Genomic DNA, 25371 nt, shown 5'->3' with positions numbered 1-25371 from the left:
AAATTAGCGCGCCGCGGGGTTTCCCCGCGGCGCGTTTTTATATCAGCCCGCGCCAGATCATAAAGGCGAGGGCACAGCCAACGGCCACGAAAATCCCGAAGGCGACCAGCGCGAGAAGGTCGAGGATTTTGCCCTTACGGCGAAGCCACGGATCAACGGCTTCGAGATGGGATTTGAGGTTGCGATGGGCGCGATCGACGCGGGTGTGGTTGACCTGCACCGCCAATTTCGGGTGCGATTGTAATGACATAGCCTCTACGATCACGCGGGCGTCGCGGCGCGCCCAGCGGGGGAGACGGCGGCCTGCCTTGGCGATTTTCGACGGGAAATCCGACCCTGCGCGCACGCCGAGACGATCCCGCAACAGAGCGGTCAATTCTTCGGTTTTATCAGCGAAATCCTCGGACATATCCGCGTTTTAGGGGCTTTCGGCAGGTCCGCCAAGCCGCTATCTCTGAGCGCATGTTGAATATTGTCCTTTCCGGCTCGCCTACCGAGCGCCCGCCCCTGTTGATTGCGCATGGTCTGTTCGGCTCTGCGCGCAATTGGAGTGTGATCGCGAAAAGACTTTCGGATCAAAGGCTTGTGGTGACTGTGGACATGCGCAACCACGGCGAAAGCGCGCGGTTTTCGACCCAGAGTTACGCCGATATGGCCGCTGATCTGGCCGAAGTTCTAAAGGTCCATGGACCGGCGCATGTTTTGGGGCATTCGATGGGGGGCAAGGCGGCGATGATGCTGGCGCTTGAGCATCCTGAACATCTTAAGTCATTGATTGTGGCGGATATTTCGCCGGTTACCTATGGGCATGACAACACCCACCTGATCGATGCGATGCGCAAGGTTGACCCGAAAGCGGTGACGCGGCGATCAGAGGCGGACGAGATTTTGCGCCCCGAGATTGCGGACGATGGGGTGCGGGCGTTTTTGCTGCAAAGCATTGATATTAAAAACAATAAATGGCTGTTGAACCATGATGTTCTGGAGGCCGAGATGGGGTCTATCGTCGGGTGGCCGGATGTTTCGGGGCGTTTTGAGGGGCCTTCGTTTTTCCTGTCGGGGGGCGAGAGCACCTATGTGTCGCGCGACCAGCGGGATGCGACCAAGGCATTGTTTCCAAAAGCAAAATTCGCCTCCATCCCCGGTGCGGGGCATTGGTTGCACGCCGAAAAGCCGCGCGAGTTCGAGGCGGCCTGTCGGGCGTGGATGGAGGCGGTTGACGCCGCTTAGCCAGCCTCGGTTATTTTCTTGGCTATCACCCAAGTTATTGGAAACGCGGCGATAAATCCTATCGCGGCGGCGATGAGGATGGGGCGTAGGGTGTCCTGACCCACGGTCAGGGCGACGATAATCGCGATTCCCATGAGGGATGTGGCGATGATCGAAAACAGGATTCCGGCGAGCCGTGTCATGGCAATCTCCAACATATGCGTGCGCGCGAATGGGAGACTAGGGGGGATCGGGGAAACTGCCTTGATCGGGATCAAGCGCGCGCTCGGGGCGCGAAGCTTTAAACATTTTAACGACATTGTGGCGCGAGTTGGCAGGGTTTTACAAACCGCCCTGCCCCCCGTTTTACGTGTTTTACATGTTTTAAAGGAGAGCCCCGATGCAATACCTCAGCGTGCGCACCTCCCGCTTTCGCGCGGAGATGACGAAACTGGTCGATCTGGTCGAAAAGGGCGAGGCACAGGTGGTGCTAAGCCGCTACGGGCGCGGGCGCGTGGCGCTCGTGTCATTCGACGACCTGTTCCGGATCTGGGAGGCGGAGGCCGATGAGGAGATGGGGGCGAAGGACCCCGATCTGGGCGGCAAGCGCCCCGGAGAGGTCGCGCCGGAAATGAAGGCCCATTACGCCGAGGTGGCCGAGGTCGCCGCCGAGACGCGCAAACTGGGTCTGGACGGCAAATGGAACCGCTTCTGGTCATGGCTACGCCGGTTCGACGAGGGCGGGGCCGAGCGGTCGGAAACCTACGAGGTCGAAGCCCCGAAAGAGGATTTGTCGGGGCGGGTGGAGTTGTGAGTGAGCGGCGCCTGGAAACGCCGTGGGGCGGCGTTTCAGCCGCGAACGCGCCCACACACTTGTGGGCGCCGGTTTATGGGCGGAGATTTGGTGGACGGTAATTTGGGTTGATTTAGCCAGAGCGCCGGCCAATCTGGTTGAAAATTCTCAGGCGCGTGCCTCCCTTGCAATGTATAAAAATTTTCATATTATCATCGGAATTTTTGGAGGATGCCCAAATGAAAATAGATAGAGCTTGGATACGCGTTCTATCCAACAACTGGACAGCCATTTTTGGCTTTTTTTTCATTGTGATAGCTCTCATTTGGATTGTCAGCCATCCACCTAAAAGTTGGCTGGAAAAGCTTTTGTCGGGACTGCCGATGGAAATTGGGTTCGCCCTTGTTATTGCATGGGTGGTCGCGAGCATAGTCGAAGTCAAAGCTAGAGAAGAATACGATCAGTATACTCAAAGACAAGCTCAAGTGATGAGCCAAAACGTGTTTCGATATCTTTATAACGTGAACTTCCCGAGAAGCGCATTTCAAGTTCTCGAAGATTTCGTATTCAGAGAGCCAATAATAAAAACTTATCAGAAACTTGATTACGAATTGCTGGCACCAATAGACCAAAGTGGCTGGATCAAGATGCGTTGCGAGTTCGATTATGCGCTTAAAAATGTCTCCGACAGAACGATCAAACACGATATAAAATTTTACTACTCCGAGGTGTCGGGTTTTGATGCGCCCAAGTATGACGGATGCGGGCTTCAATCCTTGGTTATTGACGATCAAACCATCCCACATGAGGATTTTTCTAAGTATGATCATGCTGCGCCAGATGCCGTTGGTCAGCACAAATTTCGTGTGCCCCGTGACTTTGCTCCTGGGAAGGAGGTTCGAGTACGCGCCACATATGTTCAAGTGAAGCGCGTAACCGACAACGACCTTTTCCAGTCGAGTTCAATTTGTGAAAATTTGGAGCTCAAAATGAGGTACGATCCAATGGTCTATAAGCTTTTCATCGAGCCCGTGCATCCCGCCAACAAGTTCGATGCAGACTTTGGCCCCAACGGCGCGGACTGCTGCCGCACTGTTCGGATTGACCAAACACTCCTACCCAAAAACGGCCTATTTATCTGGTGGAATCCGATAGATGCACAGGAAACCTAATGTATTTCATCCCCGCGCCCCCGACGTTAAGACTCGGTTCAACAAAAAGTGTTGAAAGTATGGCATCAATTGCCGTAGAAATGACCCAACGGACGGCTACATAACAGTTCGTTAGGTCGCAAACGGCGACATGTAGAGGAAAACCAATGGCTAAATTTGGAACAGGTGGCGGCACTGGCTGCTGAGCTGAGTCTGCACACATAGGCGGCCCCACCATTGGTGGGGCCCTAATTTTTCTAAGCGCCACACGTGAACCGCGTCTTGGGACACCCCCAAACCGCCGACGGTATTCGCTCCCCACCCGAACAAAAAGGCCGCCTTGTGGGCGGCCTTTGGGTTGTTGGGGTTTGGTGTGGGAGTGTGGGAGTGTGGGGGGGGGTGTTTGGTGCGCCCTATTCCACTGTGTGGGTACGGGTGTTTCTTTGAAACACCCTGCCACCCACCGTCGCCTTGGAAATGGTCAGCTTTAGCTGTCCATTTTCAAGGCGCTTATAAATGCTTCCTGCGGGATTTCGACTTTGCCGAACTGGCGCATCTTTTTCTTACCGGCTTTCTGCTTTTCGAGCAGTTTCTTTTTGCGTGTGGCGTCGCCGCCGTAGCATTTGGCGGTTACGTCTTTGCGCAGGGCCGAGAGGGTTTCGCGGGCGATGACTTTGCCGCCGATGGCCGCCTGGATCGGGATTTTGAACATGTGGCGGGGGATGAGGTCTTTGAGTTTTTCGCACATGGCGCGGCCGCGCATTTCGGCGCGGTCCCTGTGGACCATCATCGAGAGGGCGTCGACGGGTTCGTCGTTCACGAGGACCTGCATTTTGACGAGGTTGTCTTCGCGGTATTCGGTGAACTGGTAATCAAAGGAGGCGTATCCTTTGGTCACGGATTTGAGGCGGTCGTAAAAATCGAACACAACTTCGTTGAGCGGCAGGTCGTAGACGACCATGGCGCGCGGACCTGCGTAGGTGAGGTCGAGTTGGATGCCGCGGCGGTCCTGACAGAGTTTGAGGACGTCGCCGAGGTATTCGTCGGGCACCATGATGGTGGCTTTGATGCGCGGTTCCTCGATGTGGTCGACGTAGGTGAGGTCGGGCATGTCGGCGGGGTTGTGGAGGTCTTCGACGTCGCCGTTTTTCATGTGGATTTTGTAGACCACGGAGGGGGCGGTTGTGATCAGGTCGAGGTTGTATTCGCGCTCGAGGCGGTCGCGGATCACTTCGAGGTGGAGGAGGCCGAGGAAGCCGCAGCGAAAGCCGAAGCCCAGCGCTGCGGAGGTTTCCATTTCCGAGGAGAAGGAGGCGTCGTTGAGTTGGAGTTTTTCGATCGCGTCGCGCAGGTCTTCGAAGTCGTTGGCGTCCACGGGGAAGAGGCCGCAGAAGACGACGGGGATGGAGGGTTTAAAGCCCGGCAGCGGAGTGGCGCAGGGTTTTTTGTCGTGGGTGATGGTGTCGCCGACCTTGGTGTCGCGGACCTGTTTGATCTGGGCGGTGAAGACGCCGATTTCGCCGGGGCCGAGTTCGGAGATGTCGACCATCTGCGGTTTGAGGACGGCGAGTTTTTCGATTTTATAGGTCGCGCCGGCGCGCATCATTTTGATCTGGTCGCCCTTTTTGACCACGCCATCCATGACGCGGATCAGGACGACGACGCCGAGGTAGGGGTCGTACCATGAGTCCACCAGCATCGCTTTGAGGGGCGCGTCGCGCTCGCCCTTGGGGGCGGGAAGGCGGTGGACGATGGCCTCTAGGACGTCGGGGATGCCGAGGCCGGTTTTGGCGGAGATTTCGACCGCGTCGGAGGCGTCGATGCCGATCACGTCCTCGATGTTTTCGCGCACGCGTTGGGGTTCGGCGGCGGGGAGGTCGATTTTGTTCAGCACGGGGACGATTTCGTGGTCCGCGTCGATGGCCTGGTAGACGTTGGCGAGCGTTTGCGCCTCGACCCCTTGGGAGGCGTCCACGACGAGCAGCGAGCCTTCGACGGCCTGCATGGAGCGGGAGACCTCATAGGCGAAGTCGACGTGGCCGGGGGTGTCGATGAGGTTGAGGATATAGGTCTGCCCGTCTTTGGCGGGGTATTCGATGCGCACCGAGTTGGCTTTGATGGTGATGCCGCGTTCGCGTTCGATGTCCATGGCGTCGAGCATCTGGGCCTTCATATCGCGTTCGGCCACGGTTCCGGTCAGCTGGATCAGCCGGTCGGCAAGGGTGGATTTCCCGTGGTCGATGTGAGCCACGATGGAAAAGTTGCGGATGTTTTTCAGCTCGGTCATGGCGGGCCTTTGGCGCGTTTGGATTAGCTGATTTCTATGCGGGCAAAGGGCGGGAATGGCAAGGGGGGTGGTTACGGCGACTCCGTGCTGCAGTTTTGCGACTTCTGGGCGGCGGGGTTGCCCAGAATCCCCAAAACCGTCGCGGGATTAACCTGTTCCCAATGTGGTTATTGACGAAGGACGATCGAGGCTAAACCATGGATATTATTCACACCTATGGGGACTCAAATGAATTTCAGAAATGCATTGCTATTATCATTGATGATTCCGCTGTTGGCGGCTTGTGGCACGTCCTTTTCGATACCGCAGGTTGGAGAGGGCGACACCGAGACAGCTACAAAAATGTTCGCAGCCGCGCGTGCAGAGCCTGTGAGCGTGTCACTTTCACAATCGGCGGCGCAAAGCCGGTTCCAGCGCGTTGCACGGCGCGTGGCGCCCGCAGGCAAGAAGGTCTGTGAAGCGGCCACGGCGGACCGCGAAGACTTCAATTGTTCCGTGGATGTCGGGATCGACACGAAAATGAAGGAGCGCAACGCATATTTCACCCATGTGAACGGCGACCCCGTGATCCGGATATCGATGCCGTTGCTGATGGACACGCAGAGTGATGACGAAGTTGCCTTCGTGCTGAGCCATGAATTCGGTCACTTGATTGGCCGCCACATCGAAAAACAGGAGCAACAGGCCGTCGCAGGCGCACTTATCATGGGCGCATTGGCGGCCTATGCGAATGCCAATGCGGCAGCTGCGGGACAGTATTACGATCCTAATGCCGTCAGCCGGAACGTCGAAATCGGGGCCGCGCTCGGCTCTATCGCCTATTCGCAGACCTATGAGCTGGAGAGTGATACATTGGGCACATACATCGCGAAGACTGCCGGTTATGACCCCGTGAAAGGCGCACAATATTTTGCGCGGCCCGAAGATGTGCGCACCGAGGCCGGAAACCTGTCGTTCTGGGGCACGCATCCACCGGATGAAAAGCGGCTGGCGACGGTTCTCGCGACAATGCGCGAAATTGAAGCCGGGGGTGGCCTCCAACAGAAATAGGCGTCGGCCCTCGTCAAACGTGGATACATTTCGCTCGCGATTTGCGTCCACGGCGTGGGTGGTGACCTGACGCGACTTAAGGGATTCAGGGGCTTAACAGTTGCCACAGGGGCTTCAGTCTGTTCCTGTTGGGGAAAAGCTGAGAGACGTGGGCGGATGGATATTTCTGGGGCGGGGCGATACGTCGGGTTTTTGGCGGCGGGTTTGGTGGCGGTGGCGGGCGTTTTTGTGTCTGTGGGCTGGGGCCTGGTCGGGGCGGTGATTGTCTTTGCGGCGGGGTTTCTGGCTGTGGCGGCTTTTGCGGTTTTGCACCATGGCGTTGGCGAGCGGGTCATTCTGGGCCTGCGGATTGACCGCTACCACGCGCTTTATGCGATGGCGTTGGAGATGTATCTGCGCCGGTTGCGGGAATTTTTCCGCGTCGATGATCCTGCGGACACGCCTGATGGCGAGCGGGCGAGTGCGGGGCGGTTGTTTTTCGGATCGATGAGTTTCGGGATGTTTGACCGCACCATGCAGTTGGCGGTGGTCTATCCCTATTTGCTGTTCATCATGGCGTGGGCCTTTGGCAGCGAGGGGGCCTATATCGGGGAGCGGTGGGTTTTGACGCCGCCGGATCCGTGGTGGATCGGGCCTGCGACCTTGGTTCTGACGGGGTTGGTGGTTTTTTCCAGCCAGTTCAGTTCACTGGCCCCCAAGAACAGTTTTTTGCAGCGTTTTCCGTTGACCCTGGCCTATGTCGCCTTCGGGTTGGCGGCGGCGTTGGTCTATTCCAAGGCGACCGAGATTGCGGTGCCTTTGGCGATTGTTCTGGCCAGTGCGATTGTGGTGGCTGTGTCGGGGGTGAGCGCGCTCGGGATTGCTGTGGGTGTGGCGATTTTGGGCACGGGGTCTGTGGCCGGATTGGCGGTCATTCTGCTCGGCACGGCGGGGTTTTCGGAGACCGCGCTGATGCGGGTGCGCGCGGCGTGGCGAGCGCCTTTGATCGTGGCGATCTATACGGTTGTGCTGATCGGGGCGGCGGGGTTGCTCGGGTGGGATGAGGAGCCTTTGCGATCGTCGGGTTGGACGTCGATCTTCTTCTTTCTGGCTGTGGCGCCGATGGTGAATGCGGTGTTTGACAGTTTCGGTGTGGCCACGACCTTGGCGACGGCGACGCGGGGGTTGCGGTCGCACCCGTTGCTCTGGGGGGTGGTTGATGCGGTGATGGCCTGTGTGTTCTTTGTCGGGCTCGGGATTGCGTTCATCACCGTGCTGACGGTCATCGAATGGCTGTCGGGGGTGAGTTTCGTGGATATCGACGGGGTGTTTTTGACCATTCGCGATCTGTCCAAGACGTGGTGGATTTACGTGATGCTGTTTTCGACCGCCCTGCCGACGTTTGTGCATTTTCTGGTGGCCTCGCTGAGCCTGCAGGCGGTGATGCCGCGCGGGCTGCGTGACGGGTTGAGTGCGCGGATTGTGTCGGTGCGTCGCGAGTTGCGCGCCGGGCGCGGTGATTTGGGGCAGTTGGGGGGGGCCATCGCGGGGCTTGCGGCGTTGTGGGCGGTGTCCTTGATGGTGGTGATGGTGCCTTTGGCCCTGCTGGTATGGGTTTTCCGTGACAGTGGCGTGGCGATGGTATTGTCGAGCTATCAGGTGTTGATGGTCGAGTTCCAGATTTTGCTGGAGGGGATTTTCGGGATCATTCGATGAGGGTTTTAGGCGAATTGTTCGCGCCGACACGCGAAAGTGTTACTGCCGCAACGGCACCGTTAACTTTTCGTTAACCACTTGTTTCTTAGTGTGTTTCAACTGGATGGTCCTGTGAGTTTGATAGATGGTGCGAGACGTTGAACAGTCGGGCGATTTGCCCATGAGCAAGCTTGCACTGGACCCTGTCCTGCTCGAATTCCACTATGGGGCTAGCGCTGAATACGCCGTCGTGGCGGATGAAAATCGCCATATCTTCTGGATGAACAAAGCCGCCAAGGCGGGGTTCGGCTACGAGTCCGAGGACCTGGTGGGGCGCAGCACCGACATTCTCTATGCCAGCAAACAGGACCATGAGAGGATCGGCCGCGAGCGCGATAAAAGCGCGACGGTCATGACGCCGACCAATTCCTACGTGAATTTCAAAAGGCAGTCGGGCGAAGTGTTCCCCGCCGAGATTACCGGCGGGCGGATGGTGGATGAAGACGGCGAGGTGCGTGGCTATTTCGGGTTGGTGCGCGATATGTCGGAGCAACAACACCTGTCGCAGACGCTGCATTCGCTCTATGCGATTACCTCTGATGCGGAGCTGTCGCGGACCGATAAAATTCAGAAAATCCTCGAAATCGGGTGTAGGCATTATGATCTCGATGTGGGCATCGTCAGCCTGATCGAGGGCGATCAATATTCGGTTCTGCACTGCGTGAGCCCCGATGACGCCTTGGAGCCGGGGGTGAGTTTCGACCTCGGGTCGACCTATTGCACGCATACGCTGACGGCCGATGGTCCGAAGATGTTTCACAGGGCGGGGAATTCGGAGATCCGCACCCATCCCTGCTACGAGATGTTCAAACTGGAGTCCTACATCGGGGTGCCGATCATCGTCGAGGGCACGCGGTTCGGCACGTTGAATTTCTCGGCGGCCGAGGCGCGCGAGCCCTTTACCCACCACGACAAGGAGATGATTCTCCTGTTTGCGGCATGGGTGTCGCAGGAGTTGAGCGTCGAGCGGTCGATGGCGCGACTGGCGCAGCGCGCGGAGACGGATTTCCTGACCGGAATGCAAAACAAGCTCGGGTTCGAACGGGGAAAGCGGGCGGCGTGGCTGGCGACGCGGCGCAACAATATCGGCGCGGCCTTTATGTTGGATCTGGATTACTTCAAATCGATCAATGACACCTACGGTCACGAAGCCGGTGACAAGGTGCTGGCCAAGCTGGGTCAGGTGCTGCGCGATAACGTGCGTGCCGACGATATGCTCGCGCGGGTGGGGGGCGAGGAATTCTGCGCCATCATGCCCGGGATGCACCCGATTACGGCCGAACGCTTTGCCGAATATCTCGTCAGTCTGATTGGCACGATGGAGGTGGAGCACGACGGTCAGACGATCAGAACCACGATCAGCATCGGCTTTTCGATCTACGATTCCTCGATGGAGTCGATCAAGGATTGGATCACGCGCGCCGACATCGCGCTCTATCAGGCGAAATCGGAGGGGCGGAACCGCAGTTGCGATGCTCGGCGTGTTCACGCGCAGGAAATCTCACGGGCACGTTGATCTGCGCGGCGTTTTTTGGCACAGTATTCCCAATCCTATCTACAAACAGACCGGCATGAACCGGCCATAGGAATGAGGCAGAGCTATGAAAACGATTAAAATTGGTGTCATCCTGGCGACCATCGCCACGGGGTATGTAACCCCCCTCCCCGCCACCGCGGGCGCGATCGAGCGTGCGTGTTTGGCCTCGGGGCGCAGTGGCGCGAGCCGTCCGTTGTGCGGTTGTATCCAACAGGTTGCCGATGCGACCCTGTCGGGAAGCGAACAGCGCCGTGCGGCAAAGTTCTTTAAGGACCCGCAGAAGGCGCAGGACACGCGCCAGTCCGATAACCGCAGCCACGAGACATTCTGGAAGCGCTATAAGGCGTTCGGGAACTCCGCTGCCGCCTATTGTGGCTGATGCGCTTTACCATCCGCTAAACACATTAAAACCTGTCGGCAGGGACATCTGGATCGCAGATGGCCCGCCTGTGCCGTTTTACGGTGTCGCGTTTCCCACGCGCATGACGGTGGTTCGGATCGGGGCGCAGCTTTGGGTGCATAGCCCGATTGCGCCCGATGAGGGATTGCTGCGCGAATTGGCGGATATGGGCGAGGTTGCGTGGCTGATCGCGCCCAATCCGATCCATTATGTCTCCGTGCAAACATGGAGCGAGCGGTTTCCCGAGGCGGCGGTCTATGCCGCGCCGGGCGTGGCCGCGCGCGCGAAAAAGAACAACACCCCCTTCCCCACCCACGTCATTCTGGACGATGAGGCGCCTGAGGCGTGGCGCGATGTGATCCGCCAGCGCGTGGTCAAGGGGCACCGGTTTTTGCACGAGGTGGTGTTTTATCACATCCCCTCCAAAGTCTTGGTGCTAACCGATTTGATCGAGAATTTCGAACCCGCCAAGGTGGGGCGCATCAAGGCGGTTCTGTTTCGCATTGCCGGCAACCTCGACCCCGACGGGAAGGCCCCGATCGACATGCGCAACACGTTCAAATCGCGGCGAAAAGCGCGCGAGGTGATCCGCGAAGTGATTTCATGGGCGCCTGAAAAGGTGATCCTGTCGCATGGGCGGTGGTACGAGAGCGATGGCACGGGCGAGTTGAAGCGCGCCTTTCGCTGGCTCGGGGTTTAGGGCCCGCGCGGCTCTACGAGGGGGCCGAATGTGTCGCGCAGATGCGCCAGCCCGCTTAGCGTGGCGCGCCAGCGGGTCTCGGAAGGTCCCGCGCGGGTATTGGCGTCGAGCACGTTGAAAAACTCCAACCATGACGCGAGGAAGCCCGACATACCGCTGGCCGCGATGCGGGTGTCGATGAGGTGCGCGTTTGCCATGTCCCCGACCAGCGTGAGGCGGGCGAGGACGGCGCGCAGGGCGGTGATACCCGCGCCATGGGTGGCGGCTGTGTAGCCTGCGAAATCCCCCGAAAACAGCGCGCGGAAGTCGAGATTGGCGGCGAGGAGCGCCTCTGAGGGGCTTTCGTCGGGGTTGATCCAGCCCATCGCGTGCAGGAATTCGGCGGCCTCGCGGCGTTGGGTGACGAAGGTGCTGTTGGTGATGGATTCGAGCAGTTGCACGGTGGTGGCGCGCCGTTCTGCGCGTCGCGCGAAGTAGAGTGATCCGGCCAGCGCCCCGATGGCGCCGTAGGAGGCACCCAGAAGGGCCTGCGCGAACGAGGTATCCACGAAGAGCGAAAAGCAGCCCGCGAAGGGGGTCGTCGTGCACAGCGGCGTGGTGCCGATCAGCGGCGGGGCGATGTTTTGGGCGATGAGGAAGGCCGCGAAGATCAGCAGGAGCGGCAGCGCGAAGGCAAACAGGATCACCCGCGCGTCGCGCAGCACCCTGTGCCAGATGTGGCGGTTGCGTGCTGTGGTCTGCATCATGGCCCCTCGCCCATTGCCGTGTTTCACGCCCTGCCCCAGTATAGTGCGAAAGCGGGACATCGGGCGAAAGGGAAATGCATGGGTAAGGCGATATTCATCCTCTCGGGGGCGGGTCTGTCGGCGGAAAGCGGGTTGAAGACCTTTCGCGCCGAGGACGGGCTGTGGGAGGAGCATCGGGTCGAGGATGTGGCGACGCCGGAGGCCTTTGCGCGGGATCCGGCCTTGGTGCAGCGGTTTTACAACGAGCGGCGTGCGGGTGTGGCGGCGGCGCAGCCGAACGCGGCGCATGAGGCTTTGGCGCGCCTTCAGCGCGATCACGGCGCGCCTGTGCATCTGGTCACGCAGAACATCGACGATCTGTTGGAGCGGGGCGGTGCGCGCGATGTGATCCACATGCATGGCGAGGTGAACTCGGCGCTCTGTGCGCGCTGCGGGCATCGCTGGGAAGCGCCTGCGGTGATGGTGGTGGGCGAGGTTTGTGTGGCCTGTGGTGCGCCGACGGCGCGCCCTGACATCGTGTGGTTCGGGGAAATCCCCTATCACATGGAGGCCATTGGGGCGGCGTTGGAGGAGAGCGATCTGTTCGTGGCGATCGGGACCTCGGGGTTGGTCTATCCGGCGGCGGGGTTTCGCCAGATGGCGCAGCAGCACGGGATTGCGACGTTGGAGATCAACCTCGCCGCTTCGGGTGCGCGGTTTGATGATGTGCGCGAGGGGGCGGCGTCGCGGTTGGTGCCCGATTGGGTGGAGGAAATTATCGGGGGGTAGGTGGGCGGCACCGCGTGGGATGCCGCCTTTGGTGTCGCGTAGCGTTTAGTTGGTTTTGCCGTGCTGCATGCCGGTGCCATCGGCGGGCATCTTCATCGGCATGGTTTCGGCGCGCGTCAGATCGACGGGGATGTCGAGCGTCATCTCGCCCGCTTCCTCGAAGGTCAGCGTCACGGTGACCATGTCGCCATCACTCATCGGACGGGTGAGGCCCATGAACATCACGTGGTCTCCGCCGCGCATCAGGGTGTGGGTGCCCCCTGCGGGGACAGCGATGCCGCCCTCGACGCGGCGCATTTGCATCACGCCATCACCGGCATCGATATGGGTGTGCAATTCGACCCGCATGGCGATGTCGGAGGCGGCCGCGATCAGGCGGTCGTCGGTGTCGGTATGGTTTTCGATCACGAAGAAGGCCGCGCCCGCTTTGGCGGACATGCCGGAGGCGCGCGCGTAGGCGTCGGTGATCATGATGTGGCTCATGCCGTCATGTGTGCTGTCATCGGCGAGGACGGGCGTGGAGAACGGGAGGGTGAGTGCGAGGGTGCAAAGCCCGGCGCGCAAGGGTGTTTTGATGGTCATGTTTTTATCCTGAAATCTGAGAAAGAGGGTGAGATTTCAGGCGGTTGGGGGACCACGCGCGGCGGGTGTCGGGGCGATCCGTGCCGCGAGGGTGAGGCCCTGTTGGACGGGATCGAGGGCCAGAGCCACGCGGGTCGGCGGGGTCAGCACGAAGGGGGACGGTGCATCGACGCCCGCGTGCATCACGCAGTCGGGGCAGATGTGGTGGGGGCCGACGGGTTGGCCATCGGCGTCGACCGCGACGGTGACATAGCCGGAGCCTGTGCACAGCACGATTGCGCCTGCCGCGTCGCGCATCTGGCCACGCGCCATGCCCGTGCCGGCCGAGGAGGCGAGCATGACAAGGCTCATCAGGAGCGCGAGGATCGGGGTCAGGTGACGACGCATGGCGGCAATTTATCCGGCGTGTGCGGGGATGGAAAGCGACAGATGCGCGCGCCCTAGACCAGCGCCGCCGCGCCCGCCACGAGACCCACGAGCAGGGGTTGGTGGAGCAGGTAGATGATCAGCGTGTGACGCCCGGGCCATGCCAGAATGCGCATCGCGCGCGAAGGGGTGGCGCGGCTTTGCAGAGCGGTCCAGAGGCCCGTGTTGGTGGCTGCTTTGGAGACCGCCATGCCGGCCAGAAACGGTGCGATCCACGGGAAGAGCGGCACGAAATCGAGCGCGGGACGGGCCTTTGGCGCAAGGCCGGTCCAGTGCCAATAGTCAGGTGAGAAGAAGTCGCTGGTGAGCACGTTCGGGGCGAAGAAGGCGGCGATTGCGGCGAGAATCACCCCCCAGACGGGCACCCGCAGAAAGGCCAGACCGATCACGGAGGCGGTCGCGATGGCGTGCAGGATGCCGAAATGGATGAAGCGGTCGGGCATGTAGAGGTAGCTCACCACGGTGATCAGCAGCGCGGCGGCGAGGATGCGCAGCAGGCGTGCGCGAAAGGCGGGCCAGCGCAGCCCGCGCGCATGGGCGAGGTGGAGGCTGACACCCGCGAGGAACAGGAACGAGCCCGCCGTGAGCACCGCGAGGCCTTTCCAGAACGGGGTAAAGGGCTGGCGCGGGGGCAGGAAGTTGAACAGCGCGAGGTCGTAGACGAAATGGTAGGCGACCATGCCGAGCAGCGCGGCGGTGCGCGCCAGATCAAGGGCGGCGATGCGGGGGCGGCTCATGCTCTCGCTCCTAGGTCAGGGGGGCGGACGACGAAAAACCCCGCGCCAGAGTTATGGCACGGGGTTCAAGACGTGGAAACGTCGAAAGATCAGGCGGCAGCAGTTGCCTTGGAGATCTCTTTTTTGACTTTCAGCGCGTTGGCGGACAGCTCTTCGTCTTTCGCTTTCGCGAGGAAGGCGTCGAGGCCACCACGGTGATCAACGGTGCGCAGAGCGGCAGCGGAGATTTTGAATTTGATGGTGCGGCCAAGAGTTTCCGACATCAACGACACGTCGTTGAGGTTCGGAAGGAAACGGCGGCGGGTACGGTTTTTAGCGTGGCTGACATTGTTGCCAGACATCGGGCCTTTACCGGTCAATTCGCAGCGGCGCGACATGGGTTCATCCTCGTCTATCAAGCGGGCAGCGCGTTTACGCCACCGCGGGTCTCATTAAACTGTCTAATCGGCGCCGGATATGCGCGGAAATTCGGAGGAGCGCAAGGGCCAAGGCCCATGTTCACGCCCGAATTCACCGATTTGAACAGAGAAAGGCACCGCAAAAGCGCAGCGCCCGAAATTCAGTTCGCGGTGCATAGGCGATCACGAGAGAATCGTCAAGACCGCGTGGCGCGCATTCTAGGGCGTATCGTGGCGCAGGGCGGCGAGCACCTGCTCGGCGGCGCCAGAGGGGGTGAGCGTGCCGGTTGCGACCTGTTTTGTGAGCGACAAAACATGGCTGCGCAGGGGTTCGCGGTCGAGTTGGGCGAGCAACCCCTGTCGGATTTCCTGACCGAACCAATATTCGGCCTGCTCGGCGCGGCGCGCGTCGAAATGGCCCTGCTCGCGGCGCCAAGCGGTGAGGAATTTGATGTCTTCCCAGATTTGGGTGATGCCTGATTCTTGGAGGGCGGAGCAGGTCATCGCCTTGGGGAAGCCGTCGGGGTCCTGAGGGCGTTTGCGCAGCAGTCTGAGTGCGCCGCTGTAGTCCGCGCAGGTGCGTTTGGCGGCGGGTTCGAGGTCTCCGTCGGCTTTGTTCACCACGATGAGGTCGGCCATTTCCATGATGCCGCGTTTGACGCCCTGCAATTCGTCGCCCCCCGCCGGTGCGAGGAGGAGAAGGAAGATGTCGGACATCTGCGCGACCACGGTTTCCGATTGGCCCACGCCCACGGTTTCGATCAGGATGATGTCGTAGCCTGCCGCTTCGCATAGCGCCACGGCTTCGCGGGTGCGCCGTGCCACGCCGCCCAGTTCGGTGCGCGACGGCGAGGGGCGGATAAAGGCGTTTGCTTCGCGCGAGAGCAGTTCCATGCGGGTTTTATCGCCGAGGATCGAGCCGCCTGTGCGCGCCGAGGAGGGATCGACGGCGAGGACGGCGACGCGCAGCCCTTCGCGGATCAGCATCATGCCGAAGCTTTCGATCAGGGTGGATTTGCCCACCCCCGGTGTGCCCGAGAGGCCGAGGCGCAGGGCCTGTTTGCCGGTGTGGCTGAGCGCGTCCATGAGGGCGATGGCGTCGCGGCGGTGGTCGTCGCGCGAGCTTTCCACGAGGGTGATGGCGCGCGCGAGGGCGCGTCGGTTGCCATCGCAGACGTCGCGGGCGAGTTGTTCTATATCCATTGCAGACTTCCGGCATTCAGGGCGCGATCGCCCCCCGCATTTGGTCCCCACAATTGACCGCCAAGGCAGGCAAAGTCCACCCCTGCCCGCCCCCCTTTCAAGCGTCGCCGCGATGGCCCATAAACGCGGGATGGACAGGCTGCCGATTGATGATGTGCTGGGGGAGGTCTGCGCGGCTGTGCGTGCGCAGGGCCGTGTGGTTCTGGTCGCGCCTCCGGGGGCGGGCAAGACGACGCGGGTGCCTCTCGCGTTGTTGGAGGATGTGACGGGGCGGATCGTGATGTTGGAGCCGCGTCGTTTGGCGGCGCGCGCGGCGGCGGAGCGGATGGCGGCGAGCCTCGGCGAGGCGGTCGGGGGCACGGTGGGCTACCGGATGCGCGGCGAGGCGAAGGTGTCGCGCGACACCCGCATCGAGGTGGTGACCGAGGGCATTCTGACGCGGATGTTGCAGAGCGATGCGGAACTGTCCGGCATCGGTTGCGTCATTTTCGACGAATTTCACGAGCGTAGTTTGAACGCCGATCTGGGGTTAGCGCTCGTGTGGGAGGTGCGTCAGGCGCTGCGCGAGGATTTGGCCATTGTGGTGATGTCGGCGACCTTGGATGCGGCCCCTGTGGCGGCGATGTTGGGCGATGCGCCGATGGTGCACTCTGAGGGGCGCGCCTATCCGGTGGAGACGCTGTGGCGCGATGTGCCGGTGGCCAAGACTGTGCGCTATGAGGCGGCGGTGGCCGATCTGGTGGTGGAGGCGGTGGGGGCGCAGGCGGGATCGGCGTTGGTGTTTTTGCCCGGTGAGGGGGAAATCCGGCGGGTGGAGGCATTGCTCGCGGGGCGGTTGCCGGGGGATTGCGTGGTGCGCCCCCTGTTCGGAGCGATGGATTTTGCCGCCCAGCGCGCGGCGGTCGCGCCGTGTCGTGAGGGGCGCAAGGTGGTCTTGGCGACCTCAATTGCCGAGACGTCACTGACGATCGAGGATGTGCGCATTGTGGTCGATGGCGGGCGGGCGCGACGGGCGCGGTTTGATCCGTCCTCGGGCATGTCGCGGCTGGTGACCGAACGGGTGTCGCGCGCAGAGGCCGAGCAGCGCCGTGGCCGTGCGGGGCGGGTGAGCGAGGGCGTGTGTTACCGCCTGTGGACCAAGGGGGAGGAAGGTGCCCTGCCCCTGTTTGCGCCCGCCGAAATCGAGACCGCGGACCTGACGGGATTTGTTTTGGAGCTGGCGCTTTGGGGGGCGCAGGCGGGGGAATTGGCGTTTTTGACGACCCCGCCGGAGGGGCCGATGGCGGAGGCGCGCGCGTTGCTACAATCGCTCGACGCGCTGGATGATGCGGGGCGGATTACGGCGCATGGGCGGGCGCTGGCCGGTTTGCCGACGCACCCGAGACTTGGACATATGCTACAGATCGCAGGGGCGCAGGCGGCGCCTTTGGCGGCACTTTTGAACGAACGCGACCCGATGCGCGGGGCGGGTGTGGACCTGTCGGTGCGCATGAATGCGGTGGCGCGCGGGGATGCGCGGGCCGATCGCGGGGCCTTGGCGCGGGTCAGACAAGAGGCCAAGCGGTTGGCCAAGGGCCTACCCAAGCGTGCGGCGATGAGCGTGGGGGAAATGGCGGCGCTGGCCTATCCCGACCGGATCGGATTGCGGCGCAAAGGCGACAGCGCGCGCTATGTGATGTCGGGTGGCAAGGGCGCGGTGATGGATGATGGTGATACGCTCGCCGCGCAGCGGTTGATCGTGGTGACCGACACGGATGGGGCGGCGCGCGAGGCGCGGATCCGGCAGGCGGCGGTGATTTCGGAGGGCGAACTGCGCGCGCTTTACGGGGCGCATATCCATTGGGTCGAGGCCTGCGCGTGGTCGCGCCGCGAGGGGCGGGTTCTGGCGACGCGCGAGGAGCGGTTCGGCGCGCTCGTGTTGGTGTCGCGCCCGTGGAGCGAAGCGCCTGCAGAGGCGATGGCGGGGGCGGCGATGGAGGGGTTGCGCCAGATCGGTCTGCCGTGGACGCCCGCGGCGCGCCGGTTTGCCGCGCGGGTGGCGTTGATGGGGGAGGGTTATCCCGACATGTCCGATGAGGCGCTTTTGGCGGGGTTGGAGGACTGGCTCGCCCCGCATCTCGGCGGTGCGCGCACGGAGGCGCAGTTGCGCGCGCTCGACACCACAGAGGCGTTGCGTGCGATGCTCGATTGGGACCAGATGAGCCGGCTGGACCGCGAGGTGCCGAGCCATTTTGTGAGCCCCCTCGGGCGGCGCATTCCGATTGAATATGACGGGGAGACGCCCGAGATTACCGCGCGCATACAGGAGTTTTTCGGCACCACGGTGCATCCCACGGTGGGCGCGCGACGGGTGCCGTTGAAGGTGACGCTGACCTCTCCGGCGCATCGCCCGTTGCAGGTGACGACCGATTTGCCGGGGTTCTGGAAGACCTCCTACGGGGATGTGCGCAAGGACATGCGCGGGCGCTATCCGCGCCATCCGTGGCCCGAGGATCCGACCGAGGCCGACCCGACGCTGCGCGCAAAACGGCGCGGGACCTGAGAATGGGGCGAGAATTTTTCGCACGCAGCCTTGGCGGTGGGGATGTGCGGGCCTAGGTGGGACCCAAAGGAGTTCCCCATTGCAGAAATTTTCATTGCTCGATTTGTCGCCCGTGCCGGAGGGCAAAACCGTCGCCGATGCCCTGTCCCATACCGTTGATCTGGCCCGTATGGCCGAGCGGGCGGGATATCATCGGTTCTGGTTGGCCGAGCATCACAACATGCCCGGGATTGCCAGTGCGGCGACGGCGGTGGTGATCGGCCATGTTGCCGCGCAGACCACGACCCTGCGCGTCGGGGCGGGCGGGATCATGTTGCCCAACCATGCGCCGCTGATTGTGGCCGAACAGTTCGGGACGCTGGCCACGCTTTTTGGCGACCGGATCGATCTGGGCCTCGGGCGGGCGCCGGGGACGGATATGAAAACCGCGCGCGCGTTGCGCCGTCACATGGCGCCCGAGGATAGCTTCCCACAGGATGTGCAGGAGTTGATCGGGTATTTCGAGGAGCCCACCGATGCGGGTGCCGTGCGCGCCATTCCGGGCAGCGGGACCAAGGTGCCGGTGTGGATTTTGGGGTCGAGCCTCTATGGGGCGCAATTGGCGGCCTATCTGGGGCTGCCCTATGCCTTTGCATCCCATTTCGCGCCGGACATGTTGGGCGAGGCCCTATCGGTCTATCGCGCGACGTTCCAGCCGAGTGCCTATCTGCAGCGCCCCTATGCCATGATGGCGGCGGGGGTTTGTGTGGCCGAGAGTGCGGCGGAGGCGGAGTATCTGCGTTCCTCGCAATATCTCGCCTTTGCGCGGCTGCGCACCGGAAATCCCGGTAAATTGCCCCGCCCCAGCGCCGATGTCGCGGCCCAAATCCCCGCGCCGGTCTTTGCGCAGGTCAAACAGGCGCTGTCGGTCTCGGCGACGGGCACGCCCGCGATGGTGCGCGACCAGTTCGAGAGCCTGATCGCCACATACCAGCCCGATGAATTGATGGTGACGGGGATGATCCACGATCCCGCCGCGCGCATCCGGTCGTTTGAAATGGCCGCAGAGGTTCTGGCGCAGTTGCAAGGGTCCTAGGGTTTCGCGCCCCCCCGTGGTGCGAAAGGCGGGGAGCGCGTGCGCCTGCGCGTTCCCCGTTGAAGTTCGCCCCGATTTCGCCGATAGAGGGGGCGTCTCGCAGGTCTTACGTGGGGTGGTGGCCGATGGCGCGCCCGACCGAGATCGCAGTTGCACCCCGAAGTCAGGGTCCAATGACCCCCGACGGGACGGCAACGAATGTCAGGACTCCATGGAAAACGGCCCCGCCAGCGATCACACGACAGTGTCGACACCCGATCCTTTTGTGGTGCGGGTTCTCAAACGCGCGGCTCTCGTTGTGCTCGGGCCGTTCTATTTCCTCTACATCGCGTTTGTGCCGCTGGTCTGTGCGCGGCGCAAAGGGTTTCGCGGGTGGTATTGGCCGGTGGTCAAGCGGGCCTGTTCGCGGCTGTTGTGGTTGCTCGGCGTTCGCGTCGAGATGGCCCATGCCGACAAGCAGCAATTGAAGAACGACACCGGCAGTATCATCGTCATCAACCACCGCAGCCATCTGGACGGGTTTGTGTTGATGGACGCGGTGCCTGACGAGAAATGGTTTACCTTTGCGGCCAAGAAAGAGCTGTGCGATGCGGCCCTGTTGAGAACGGGGTTCAAGGGCGCGGGTCTGGTCGAGATTGATCGCTCCAGCGGCAAGATCGCGCTCGAAACACTGAGCGAGGCGGTGCGCGACATGCCCCAGCGCCGCTCTGTGGTGTTGTTTCCCGAAGGCACGCGGGTGGACAATGAAACGCTCGGTGAATTCAAGGCAGGGGCGGTGTTGGTGGCGCGCGAAACCGGACGCTCGATCCGCCCGATTGTCATTCACGATTCCGACCGGTTGTTGCCGCGGGGCAAAAAGTTCCCCTCCAGCGGGACGGTGCATGTGTCGCTACTGGCGCCGTTCATTTGCGATATGGATGCCTCTGTGGAGGATGACGTGGCGCGGCTGCGCGGGGTGATGTTGGCGGCGATTGTGCGCGGCTAGCGGTATCGGGGCGGTGCGAAAACCGGGTCTGGCCCCCCTGCCCCAAACCCCCTAGAACCTTCCCCGCACGACGAGGCCCATACGACGAGGAGAGCGCGCATGCGCAGAACGACCCTGCCCGAGAGGCCCCAGTGGCGCGAGCACGCCCAAGAGGTCGGGTTTACCTTTGCCGACATGCATGGCGAGCCCTATTGGGACGAAACCTCGGCGTATGAATTTACCTTGGCGCAGATCGAGAACGATCTGGAGGATCCGGCGAGCGAATTGCATGGCATGTGTCGCGAGGCGGTGGACCATATCGTGGCCGACGAGGCGTTGATGGACCGGTTTGCCATCCCCGAGGCCCATCGCGATCTGGTCGCGCAGAGTTGGCAGCGCGCGGACCCCGAGATTTATGGGCGGTTCGATTTTGCCTATGACGGCACGGGGCCTGCGAAGATGTTGGAGTATAATGCCGACACGCCGACCTCTCTCTACGAGAGCGCGTCGTTTCAGTGGCAGTGGTTCGAGGACCAGTTGGCGGCGGGTGTTTTGCCTGCGGGCAGCGACCAGTTCAACGGCATTCACGAGGCCTTGGTGGCGCGGTTCGGTGAGGTTTTCGAGCCCGACAGCGATCTGCATTTCACCGCCGTGGGCGGCAATCCCGAAGATTATGCCACCGTGGAGGCCATGGGATGGGCCGCGCGCGAGGCGGGTTTGGGGGCGCATTACTGTGATCTGCAAAAGATCGCCCTGAGCGAAGAAGGGCAGTTTCTGGACGATGAGGATCGCGTCATGGGGGTGCTGTTCAAGCTCTACCCGTGGGAAGATCTGTTGCGCGATGAATATGCCGACCACATCGCCGGATCGGGGTGTCTGTTCCTTGAGCCTGCGTGGAAAGCGGTGGTGTCCAATAAGGCTCTGCTGGCCGTCCTCTGGCAGATGTTCGAGGGTCACCCGAACCTGTTGCCCGCGTTTTTCGAGAGCGACATCGGGGAGGCACTGGCGGGGCGCGGGGCGGCTGCTGGCCACGTGGCCGCGGCCTTTGGGCGCGCCGAGGCGCAGTTGAAAGCCGCCCATGTGCGCAAACCGATCCTGTCGCGCGAGGGCGCGTCGGTGGCGATTTACAAGGACGGGCAGATCATCGAAGAGGCCCAGAACACCCAATATAGCGACCATCCGCGCGTCATTCAGGCCTATGCGCCGCTGCCCAAGCTCGACGGGTTTCGCCCCGTGATCGGGGCGTGGGTTGTCGGGGAGACCTGTGTGGGGATCGGCGTGCGCGAGGACCGGTCGCGCATCACGCAGGATTTATCGCGTTTCAAACCGCATTTTATTGCCCCATGATCGACGCGCCGATAGGGGCCGTCCCAGACCAAAGAGCAGGATTGTCATGACCAAACGTTCCAACCGCGTCGCTATTGCGATCCTCGGTGCCGCTGCCTTCACCCTCGCGGGGTGTCGCGAAGAGCAAGTCGATGCGCAGGCCTTCCCCGATCTCAAAAGCTGTAACGATGCGGTCACCGAGACCGGTGTGTTTTCGGCGCAGGATTGCGCGATGGCCTTTGAGGAGGCGGAGACGCTGCATATCGAGGCCGCGCCGCGCTACGAAAGTCTGGCCGTCTGCGAAGAGCAGCATGGCGAGGGGGCCTGTGGTGCGGAGGCCAGCGAAATGCAGGGCGGGTCGGGTGGCATTTTCATGCCGCTGATGGCCGGCTATCTGATCGGCAATATGATGCGCGGGACCGCCGGTATGGCGGCCAGTCAGCCGCTCTATAAAACGCCGGACGGGAAGTTCACCAATGCCAAGGGGACGAGTTCGTTTTCGAGCAATCGGGGGGCTGCGAAACTGGGCACGTCCCAGTTCACCCGCCCGACATCGACCGTTGGCAAAGCGCCGATGAACCGTGCCACGGCCGCCTCGCGCGGCGGGTTTGGCGCCAGCCGCACGGGGTTTGGCGGCTAGCGTGATTGGTTGAGCGGGGGCTGCGCGCGGGGTTTTAGAGCCTAGGCGCCCCAAGGGCCGTGGTGCCCTACCCCGCCATCGGTGCGCGCAAAGCCGTGGGCGCCGAAGAAGTCGCGCTGGGCCTGAATCACATCCGCCGTGCCGCGCGCCTGACGCATGGTGTCGAAATAGGCCAGCGCGGCAGAGAAGGCGGGCACGGGCAGACCGGTGAGCGCGGCCTCGGCCACCACACGGCGCAGCGCCGTGGTGGCGGTTTCCAGACGGGCGGCAAAGCGCGGGGCGAAGATGAGCTGGCCGTGGGGCAGCCCTTCGCGGATCGCGGCGGCCATTTCGTCGAGCATGGTGGAGCGGATGATACAGCCCGCGCGCCAGACCTCTGCGCAATCGGCGAGATCCATGTCCCAATCGAAGGCCTCGGAGGCAGCCGCGAGGAGCGAGAAGCCTTGGTCATAGGCGATGATTTTCGCGGCCAGAAGCGCCTGTTCGAGCGTGTCGTCAGAGAGCGTGAAAGCGGGCGCATCCGTGGACGCAAAGAGCGCGGCACCGTCGATGCGGGCGGGTTTTGCCGCCGACCACGCGCGCGCAGCGACCGCGGCCTCGATCGTGGAGGGGGATTGGCCGAGCGTGATCGCCTCGATCGCGGTCCAGCGGCCTGTGCCCTTTTGGCCCGCGCTATCGACGATCATCTCGACCATGGGGCGGCCGGTTTCGGGGTCTGTCGCCTGTAGGACTTTTCCCGTGATTTCAACGAGGTAGGAGGAAAGCGGGCCTTTGTCCCATGACTCAAATAGCGCCCCGATGCCCGGCGCGTCGCGGTCCTGACCGTCGCGCAGGAGGCCGTAGACCTCCGCGATCATCTGCATGTCGGCGTATTCGATGCCGTTGTGGACGGTTTTAACGAAATGGCCCGCGCCGTCGGGGCCGAAATGCGTCGCGCAGGGCGTGCCTTTGAATTTGGCGGAGATGGCTTCGATGATGTCGCGGATCGCCTCGAAGGCGGCAGGATCGCCGCCGACCATGATCGAGGGGCCGTGGCGCGCGCCCTCTTCGCCGCCCGAAACGCCCATGCCAAAGAACCGGATGCCGGTCTCGCGCAGCGCCGCTTCGCGCCGGCGGGTGTCGTGGAAATTGGCGTTGCCCGCGTCGATGATCATATCGCCCTCTTCGAGGTGCGGGCGCAGCGTTTCGATCACCGCGTCGACGGGGCCACCGGCCTGCACCATGATGATGATCGCGCGCGGCGATTGCAGGGAAGCCACGAGGTCCTGAGGTGTTTTGGCGGGCAGGAGCGCGGGGGCGAGATCGCCCGCCGAGGCCATGAAGTCATCGGTCACCGAGCCTGTGCGGTTATAGACCGCGATGGGAAACCCGTTTTCGGCGATATTGAGCGCGAGGTTTGCCCCCATGACACCCAATCCGACCAGACCGATACGCGCGTGAACAGTTTCGTGAGCCATGGTGTTTCCCTTTCCCTGCGCCCCGTTTGTGGCGCGAAATGATGTTAGCGCAGACATAGCCCGAGGCAGTCGAAACGACAACATCGCGGCGCGCAAAACCAAGAAAACTTGCATTTTTCGCCAGTGTTGGTATATACAGTCAACAAGAATAAAAATATGAGCACGAGTACACCGTATGGGTAATATGAAAAAAGTCGGAACTGTCGCGTCTCGCGAACAGGTTGCGGCGCTTTGCTATCGCAAAGGCAAGAACGGCAAGGAGATCCTGTTGGTCACCTCCCGTGACACGGGACGTTGGATCATTCCGAAGGGATGGCAGATCGACGGCCTCGCCGACCATGAATCCGCCGCGCAGGAAGCGTGGGAAGAAGCCGGTGTGCGCCCTGAAAAGGTGCGCGGCAAACCGGTGGGCACCTATAGCTATGACAAACGCCACGACGACGGCACAGCCACGCCTGTCGAGGCGACGGTTTATCCTGTCAAAGTCAAAAAGCTCGAAAAAGACTATCCCGAAGTCGACGAGCGCACCCGTGAATGGGTGGCACCGAAGACGGCTGCCAAGCGCGTGGACGAGCCGGAATTGAAGGCGATTTTGAAGGACTTCTGATCGCCGTTCAGGTTGAACGAGTAGAAAGGCGCGCCCGGTCGGGACGCGCCTTTTTCATGTGGTTCGCGAGATTTTAGCTGTGGGTGGGTTAGCTATGGGTGGCTTCGACGCACCAGCGCATGATCGCCTTTTGGGCGTGCAGGCGGTTCTCGGCCTCGTCAAAGATCACCGATTGCGGGCCGTCCATGACGTTATTGGTGACTTCCTCGCCGCGGTGCGCAGGCAGGCAGTGCATGAACAGCGCGTCGGGTTTGGCGTGGGCCATCAGTTTGCGGTCCACACGGTAGGGGCGCAGCATGTTGTGGCGCCGTTCGCGGGCCGATTGGCTGTCGTGCATCGAAAGCCATGTGTCTGTGACGACGAGGTCGGCGTCTTTGACCGCTTTTTCCGCGTCGCGTTCGATGTCGACCGAGACGCCTTTGGCGCGGGCTTCTTCGACGAAGCCGTTTTCGGGATCCAGCGGTGCGGGACCGCCGAAGGTGAGGTCAAATCCGAACTGGCCCGCCGCGTGGATGAAGGAGGCGCAGACGTTGTTGCCATCGCCGAGCCAGACCACCTTTTTGCCTTTGATCGGGCCGCGATGTTCCTCGAAGGTGAGGATATCGGCCATGATTTGACAGGGGTGGGTGCGGTTGGTGAGCCCGTTGATGACCGGCACGGAGGCGTATTCGGCCATCTCCAGCAGGGTCGTTTCCTCGAACGTGCGGATCATGATCATATCGACGTAGCGCGACAGGACGCGCGCGGTGTCGGCGATGGTTTCGCCGTGGCCGAGTTGCATTTCCGAGCCTGACAGGATCATCGTCTGACCGCCCATCTGGCGCACACCGACGTCAAAGGAGACACGCGTGCGGGTCGATGGTTTTTCGAAAATCAGCGCGACCATTTTGTCTTTGAGCGGCAGTTCGCTGTCATGGGCGCCTTTGGGTTTGCCGTGACGTGCGGCCTTGGTCGCTTTGGCGGTTTCGATGATCCGGTGCAATTCATGTGCGTCGGTTTTGTAGATATCGAGGAAGTGTTTCATCGGCTGGGTCTTTCT

26 protein-coding genes are annotated in these 25371 nt (G+C 61.9%); 15 read left to right on the top strand and 11 right to left on the bottom strand.

Features of this window, described 5'->3' with window-relative positions:
- Window positions 1-37 precede the first annotated feature (37 nt).
- A complete protein-coding gene (locus ABD815_RS06980) occupies window positions 38-409 on the bottom strand; it encodes a ferredoxin reductase domain-containing protein (protein ID WP_344845520.1) in 372 nt (123 codons plus the stop codon).
- A 53-nt stretch (window positions 410-462) separates the two neighbouring features.
- Between ABD815_RS06980 and ABD815_RS06975 the strand changes: the two genes are divergently transcribed.
- Entirely contained in the window at window positions 463-1230 is a 768-nt protein-coding gene (locus ABD815_RS06975) for an alpha/beta fold hydrolase (RefSeq protein ID WP_344845517.1), read from the top strand.
- On the opposite strand, the gene ABD815_RS06970 is transcribed toward ABD815_RS06975, so the two are convergent.
- Window positions 1227-1412, bottom strand: a complete 186-nt coding sequence (locus tag ABD815_RS06970; protein ID WP_344845514.1) for a CTP synthetase — start codon at window positions 1410-1412, stop codon at window positions 1227-1229. The genes ABD815_RS06975 and ABD815_RS06970 overlap by 4 nt on opposite strands.
- A gap of 197 nt (window positions 1413-1609) precedes the next feature.
- On the opposite strand from ABD815_RS06970, the gene ABD815_RS06965 reads away from it, so the two are divergent.
- The gene (locus ABD815_RS06965) at window positions 1610-2023 is read left to right on the top strand and encodes a hypothetical protein (RefSeq protein ID WP_344845512.1); all 414 of its coding nucleotides are present in this window, start codon (window positions 1610-1612) and stop codon (window positions 2021-2023) included.
- Between the two features lie 218 nt (window positions 2024-2241).
- On the top strand, window positions 2242-3174 hold the full coding sequence (locus tag ABD815_RS06960; RefSeq protein WP_344845509.1) for a hypothetical protein: 933 nt from the start codon (window positions 2242-2244) through the stop codon (window positions 3172-3174).
- 466 nt (window positions 3175-3640) lie between these two features.
- Here the strand turns inward: ABD815_RS06960 and lepA are convergent, their stop codons facing one another.
- On the bottom strand, window positions 3641-5440 hold the full coding sequence (gene lepA, locus ABD815_RS06955) for a translation elongation factor 4 (protein ID WP_344845505.1): 1800 nt from the start codon (window positions 5438-5440) through the stop codon (window positions 3641-3643).
- Window positions 5441-5668: 228 nt separating this feature from the next.
- Between lepA and ABD815_RS06950 the strand changes: the two genes are divergently transcribed.
- The 5 genes from ABD815_RS06950 (at window position 5669) to ABD815_RS06930 (ending at window position 10861) form a co-directional block, all read left to right on the top strand.
- Window positions 5669-6490, top strand: a complete 822-nt coding sequence (locus ABD815_RS06950) for a M48 family metalloprotease (protein ID WP_344845500.1) — start codon at window positions 5669-5671, stop codon at window positions 6488-6490.
- Between the two features lie 156 nt (window positions 6491-6646).
- Entirely contained in the window at window positions 6647-8185 is a 1539-nt protein-coding gene (locus ABD815_RS06945; RefSeq protein WP_344845496.1) for a hypothetical protein, read from the top strand.
- Between the two features lie 160 nt (window positions 8186-8345).
- Window positions 8346-9740: a sensor domain-containing diguanylate cyclase gene (locus tag ABD815_RS06940; protein ID WP_344845492.1), complete on the top strand. Its 1395-nt coding sequence runs from the start codon at window positions 8346-8348 to the stop codon at window positions 9738-9740.
- 85 nt (window positions 9741-9825) lie between these two features.
- Entirely contained in the window at window positions 9826-10140 is a 315-nt protein-coding gene (locus ABD815_RS06935) for a hypothetical protein (RefSeq protein ID WP_344845489.1), read from the top strand.
- Window positions 10141-10210: 70 nt separating this feature from the next.
- On the top strand, window positions 10211-10861 hold the full coding sequence (locus tag ABD815_RS06930; protein ID WP_344845487.1) for a DUF4336 domain-containing protein: 651 nt from the start codon (window positions 10211-10213) through the stop codon (window positions 10859-10861).
- Here the strand turns inward: ABD815_RS06930 and ABD815_RS06925 are convergent.
- Complete coding sequence (locus tag ABD815_RS06925) at window positions 10858-11607, bottom strand: hypothetical protein (RefSeq protein ID WP_344845484.1); 750 nt, start codon at window positions 11605-11607, stop codon at window positions 10858-10860. The two genes, ABD815_RS06930 and ABD815_RS06925, sit on opposite strands and share 4 nt — an antisense overlap.
- A 78-nt stretch (window positions 11608-11685) precedes the next feature.
- Here ABD815_RS06925 and ABD815_RS06920 point away from each other — a divergent pair, with 78 nt between their 5' ends.
- On the top strand, window positions 11686-12375 hold the full coding sequence (locus ABD815_RS06920; protein ID WP_344845482.1) for an NAD-dependent deacylase: 690 nt from the start codon (window positions 11686-11688) through the stop codon (window positions 12373-12375).
- Window positions 12376-12420: 45 nt separating this feature from the next.
- Here the strand turns inward: ABD815_RS06920 and ABD815_RS06915 are convergent, their stop codons facing one another.
- The 5 genes from ABD815_RS06915 to meaB form a co-directional block, all read right to left on the bottom strand.
- Entirely contained in the window at window positions 12421-12957 is a 537-nt protein-coding gene (locus ABD815_RS06915; RefSeq protein ID WP_425549849.1) for a copper chaperone PCu(A)C, read from the bottom strand.
- Window positions 12958-12993: 36 nt separating this feature from the next.
- Window positions 12994-13344, bottom strand: a complete 351-nt coding sequence (locus tag ABD815_RS06910; RefSeq protein ID WP_344845478.1) for a hypothetical protein — start codon at window positions 13342-13344, stop codon at window positions 12994-12996.
- Between the two features lie 53 nt (window positions 13345-13397).
- Window positions 13398-14120, bottom strand: coding sequence for a heparan-alpha-glucosaminide N-acetyltransferase (locus tag ABD815_RS06905; protein WP_344845475.1), 723 nt, complete (start codon window positions 14118-14120; stop codon window positions 13398-13400).
- An 89-nt stretch (window positions 14121-14209) separates the two neighbouring features.
- Window positions 14210-14497: a 50S ribosomal protein L28 gene (rpmB, locus tag ABD815_RS06900; RefSeq protein ID WP_344845471.1), complete on the bottom strand. Its 288-nt coding sequence runs from the start codon at window positions 14495-14497 to the stop codon at window positions 14210-14212.
- 240 nt (window positions 14498-14737) lie between these two features.
- Window positions 14738-15721 (bottom strand): methylmalonyl Co-A mutase-associated GTPase MeaB, encoded by a 984-nt coding sequence (gene meaB / locus ABD815_RS06895; RefSeq protein WP_344845469.1) that lies wholly within the window; start codon window positions 15719-15721, stop codon window positions 14738-14740.
- A gap of 130 nt (window positions 15722-15851) precedes the next feature.
- On the opposite strand from meaB, the gene hrpB reads away from it, so the two are divergent.
- The 5 genes from hrpB to ABD815_RS06870 all read left to right on the top strand — a co-directional run bounded on the left by hrpB (window position 15852) and on the right by ABD815_RS06870 (window position 22268).
- The gene (hrpB, locus tag ABD815_RS06890) at window positions 15852-18263 is read left to right on the top strand and encodes an ATP-dependent helicase HrpB (RefSeq protein WP_344845826.1); all 2412 of its coding nucleotides are present in this window, start codon (window positions 15852-15854) and stop codon (window positions 18261-18263) included.
- A gap of 79 nt (window positions 18264-18342) precedes the next feature.
- The gene (locus ABD815_RS06885) at window positions 18343-19338 is read left to right on the top strand and encodes an LLM class flavin-dependent oxidoreductase (RefSeq protein ID WP_344845466.1); all 996 of its coding nucleotides are present in this window, start codon (window positions 18343-18345) and stop codon (window positions 19336-19338) included.
- Between the two features lie 211 nt (window positions 19339-19549).
- Window positions 19550-20323, top strand: coding sequence for a lysophospholipid acyltransferase family protein (locus tag ABD815_RS06880; protein WP_344845463.1), 774 nt, complete (start codon window positions 19550-19552; stop codon window positions 20321-20323).
- A 99-nt stretch (window positions 20324-20422) separates the two neighbouring features.
- Window positions 20423-21649, top strand: coding sequence for a glutathionylspermidine synthase family protein (locus ABD815_RS06875; protein WP_344845460.1), 1227 nt, complete (start codon window positions 20423-20425; stop codon window positions 21647-21649).
- Between the two features lie 46 nt (window positions 21650-21695).
- On the top strand, window positions 21696-22268 hold the full coding sequence (locus ABD815_RS06870) for a DUF1190 domain-containing protein (protein WP_344845457.1): 573 nt from the start codon (window positions 21696-21698) through the stop codon (window positions 22266-22268).
- Window positions 22269-22309: 41 nt separating this feature from the next.
- Here the strand turns inward: ABD815_RS06870 and gndA are convergent, their stop codons facing one another.
- The gene (gndA, locus tag ABD815_RS06865) at window positions 22310-23725 is read right to left on the bottom strand and encodes an NADP-dependent phosphogluconate dehydrogenase (protein ID WP_344845454.1); all 1416 of its coding nucleotides are present in this window, start codon (window positions 23723-23725) and stop codon (window positions 22310-22312) included.
- A 175-nt stretch (window positions 23726-23900) separates the two neighbouring features.
- On the opposite strand from gndA, the gene ABD815_RS06860 reads away from it, so the two are divergent.
- Entirely contained in the window at window positions 23901-24332 is a 432-nt protein-coding gene (locus tag ABD815_RS06860; protein WP_344845450.1) for an NUDIX hydrolase, read from the top strand.
- Between the two features lie 88 nt (window positions 24333-24420).
- Here ABD815_RS06860 and argF read toward each other — a convergent pair whose 3' ends face one another.
- Window positions 24421-25356, bottom strand: a complete 936-nt coding sequence (argF, locus tag ABD815_RS06855; RefSeq protein ID WP_344845447.1) for an ornithine carbamoyltransferase — start codon at window positions 25354-25356, stop codon at window positions 24421-24423.
- Window positions 25357-25371 lie beyond the last annotated feature (15 nt).

This window comes from Celeribacter arenosi, assembly GCF_039539485.1.
Taxonomy (GTDB): Bacteria; Pseudomonadota; Alphaproteobacteria; order Rhodobacterales; family Rhodobacteraceae; genus Celeribacter; species Celeribacter arenosi.
The sequence above is the reverse complement of the archived record's forward strand: the minus strand, read 5'-3'. Positions and strand labels throughout refer to the sequence as shown.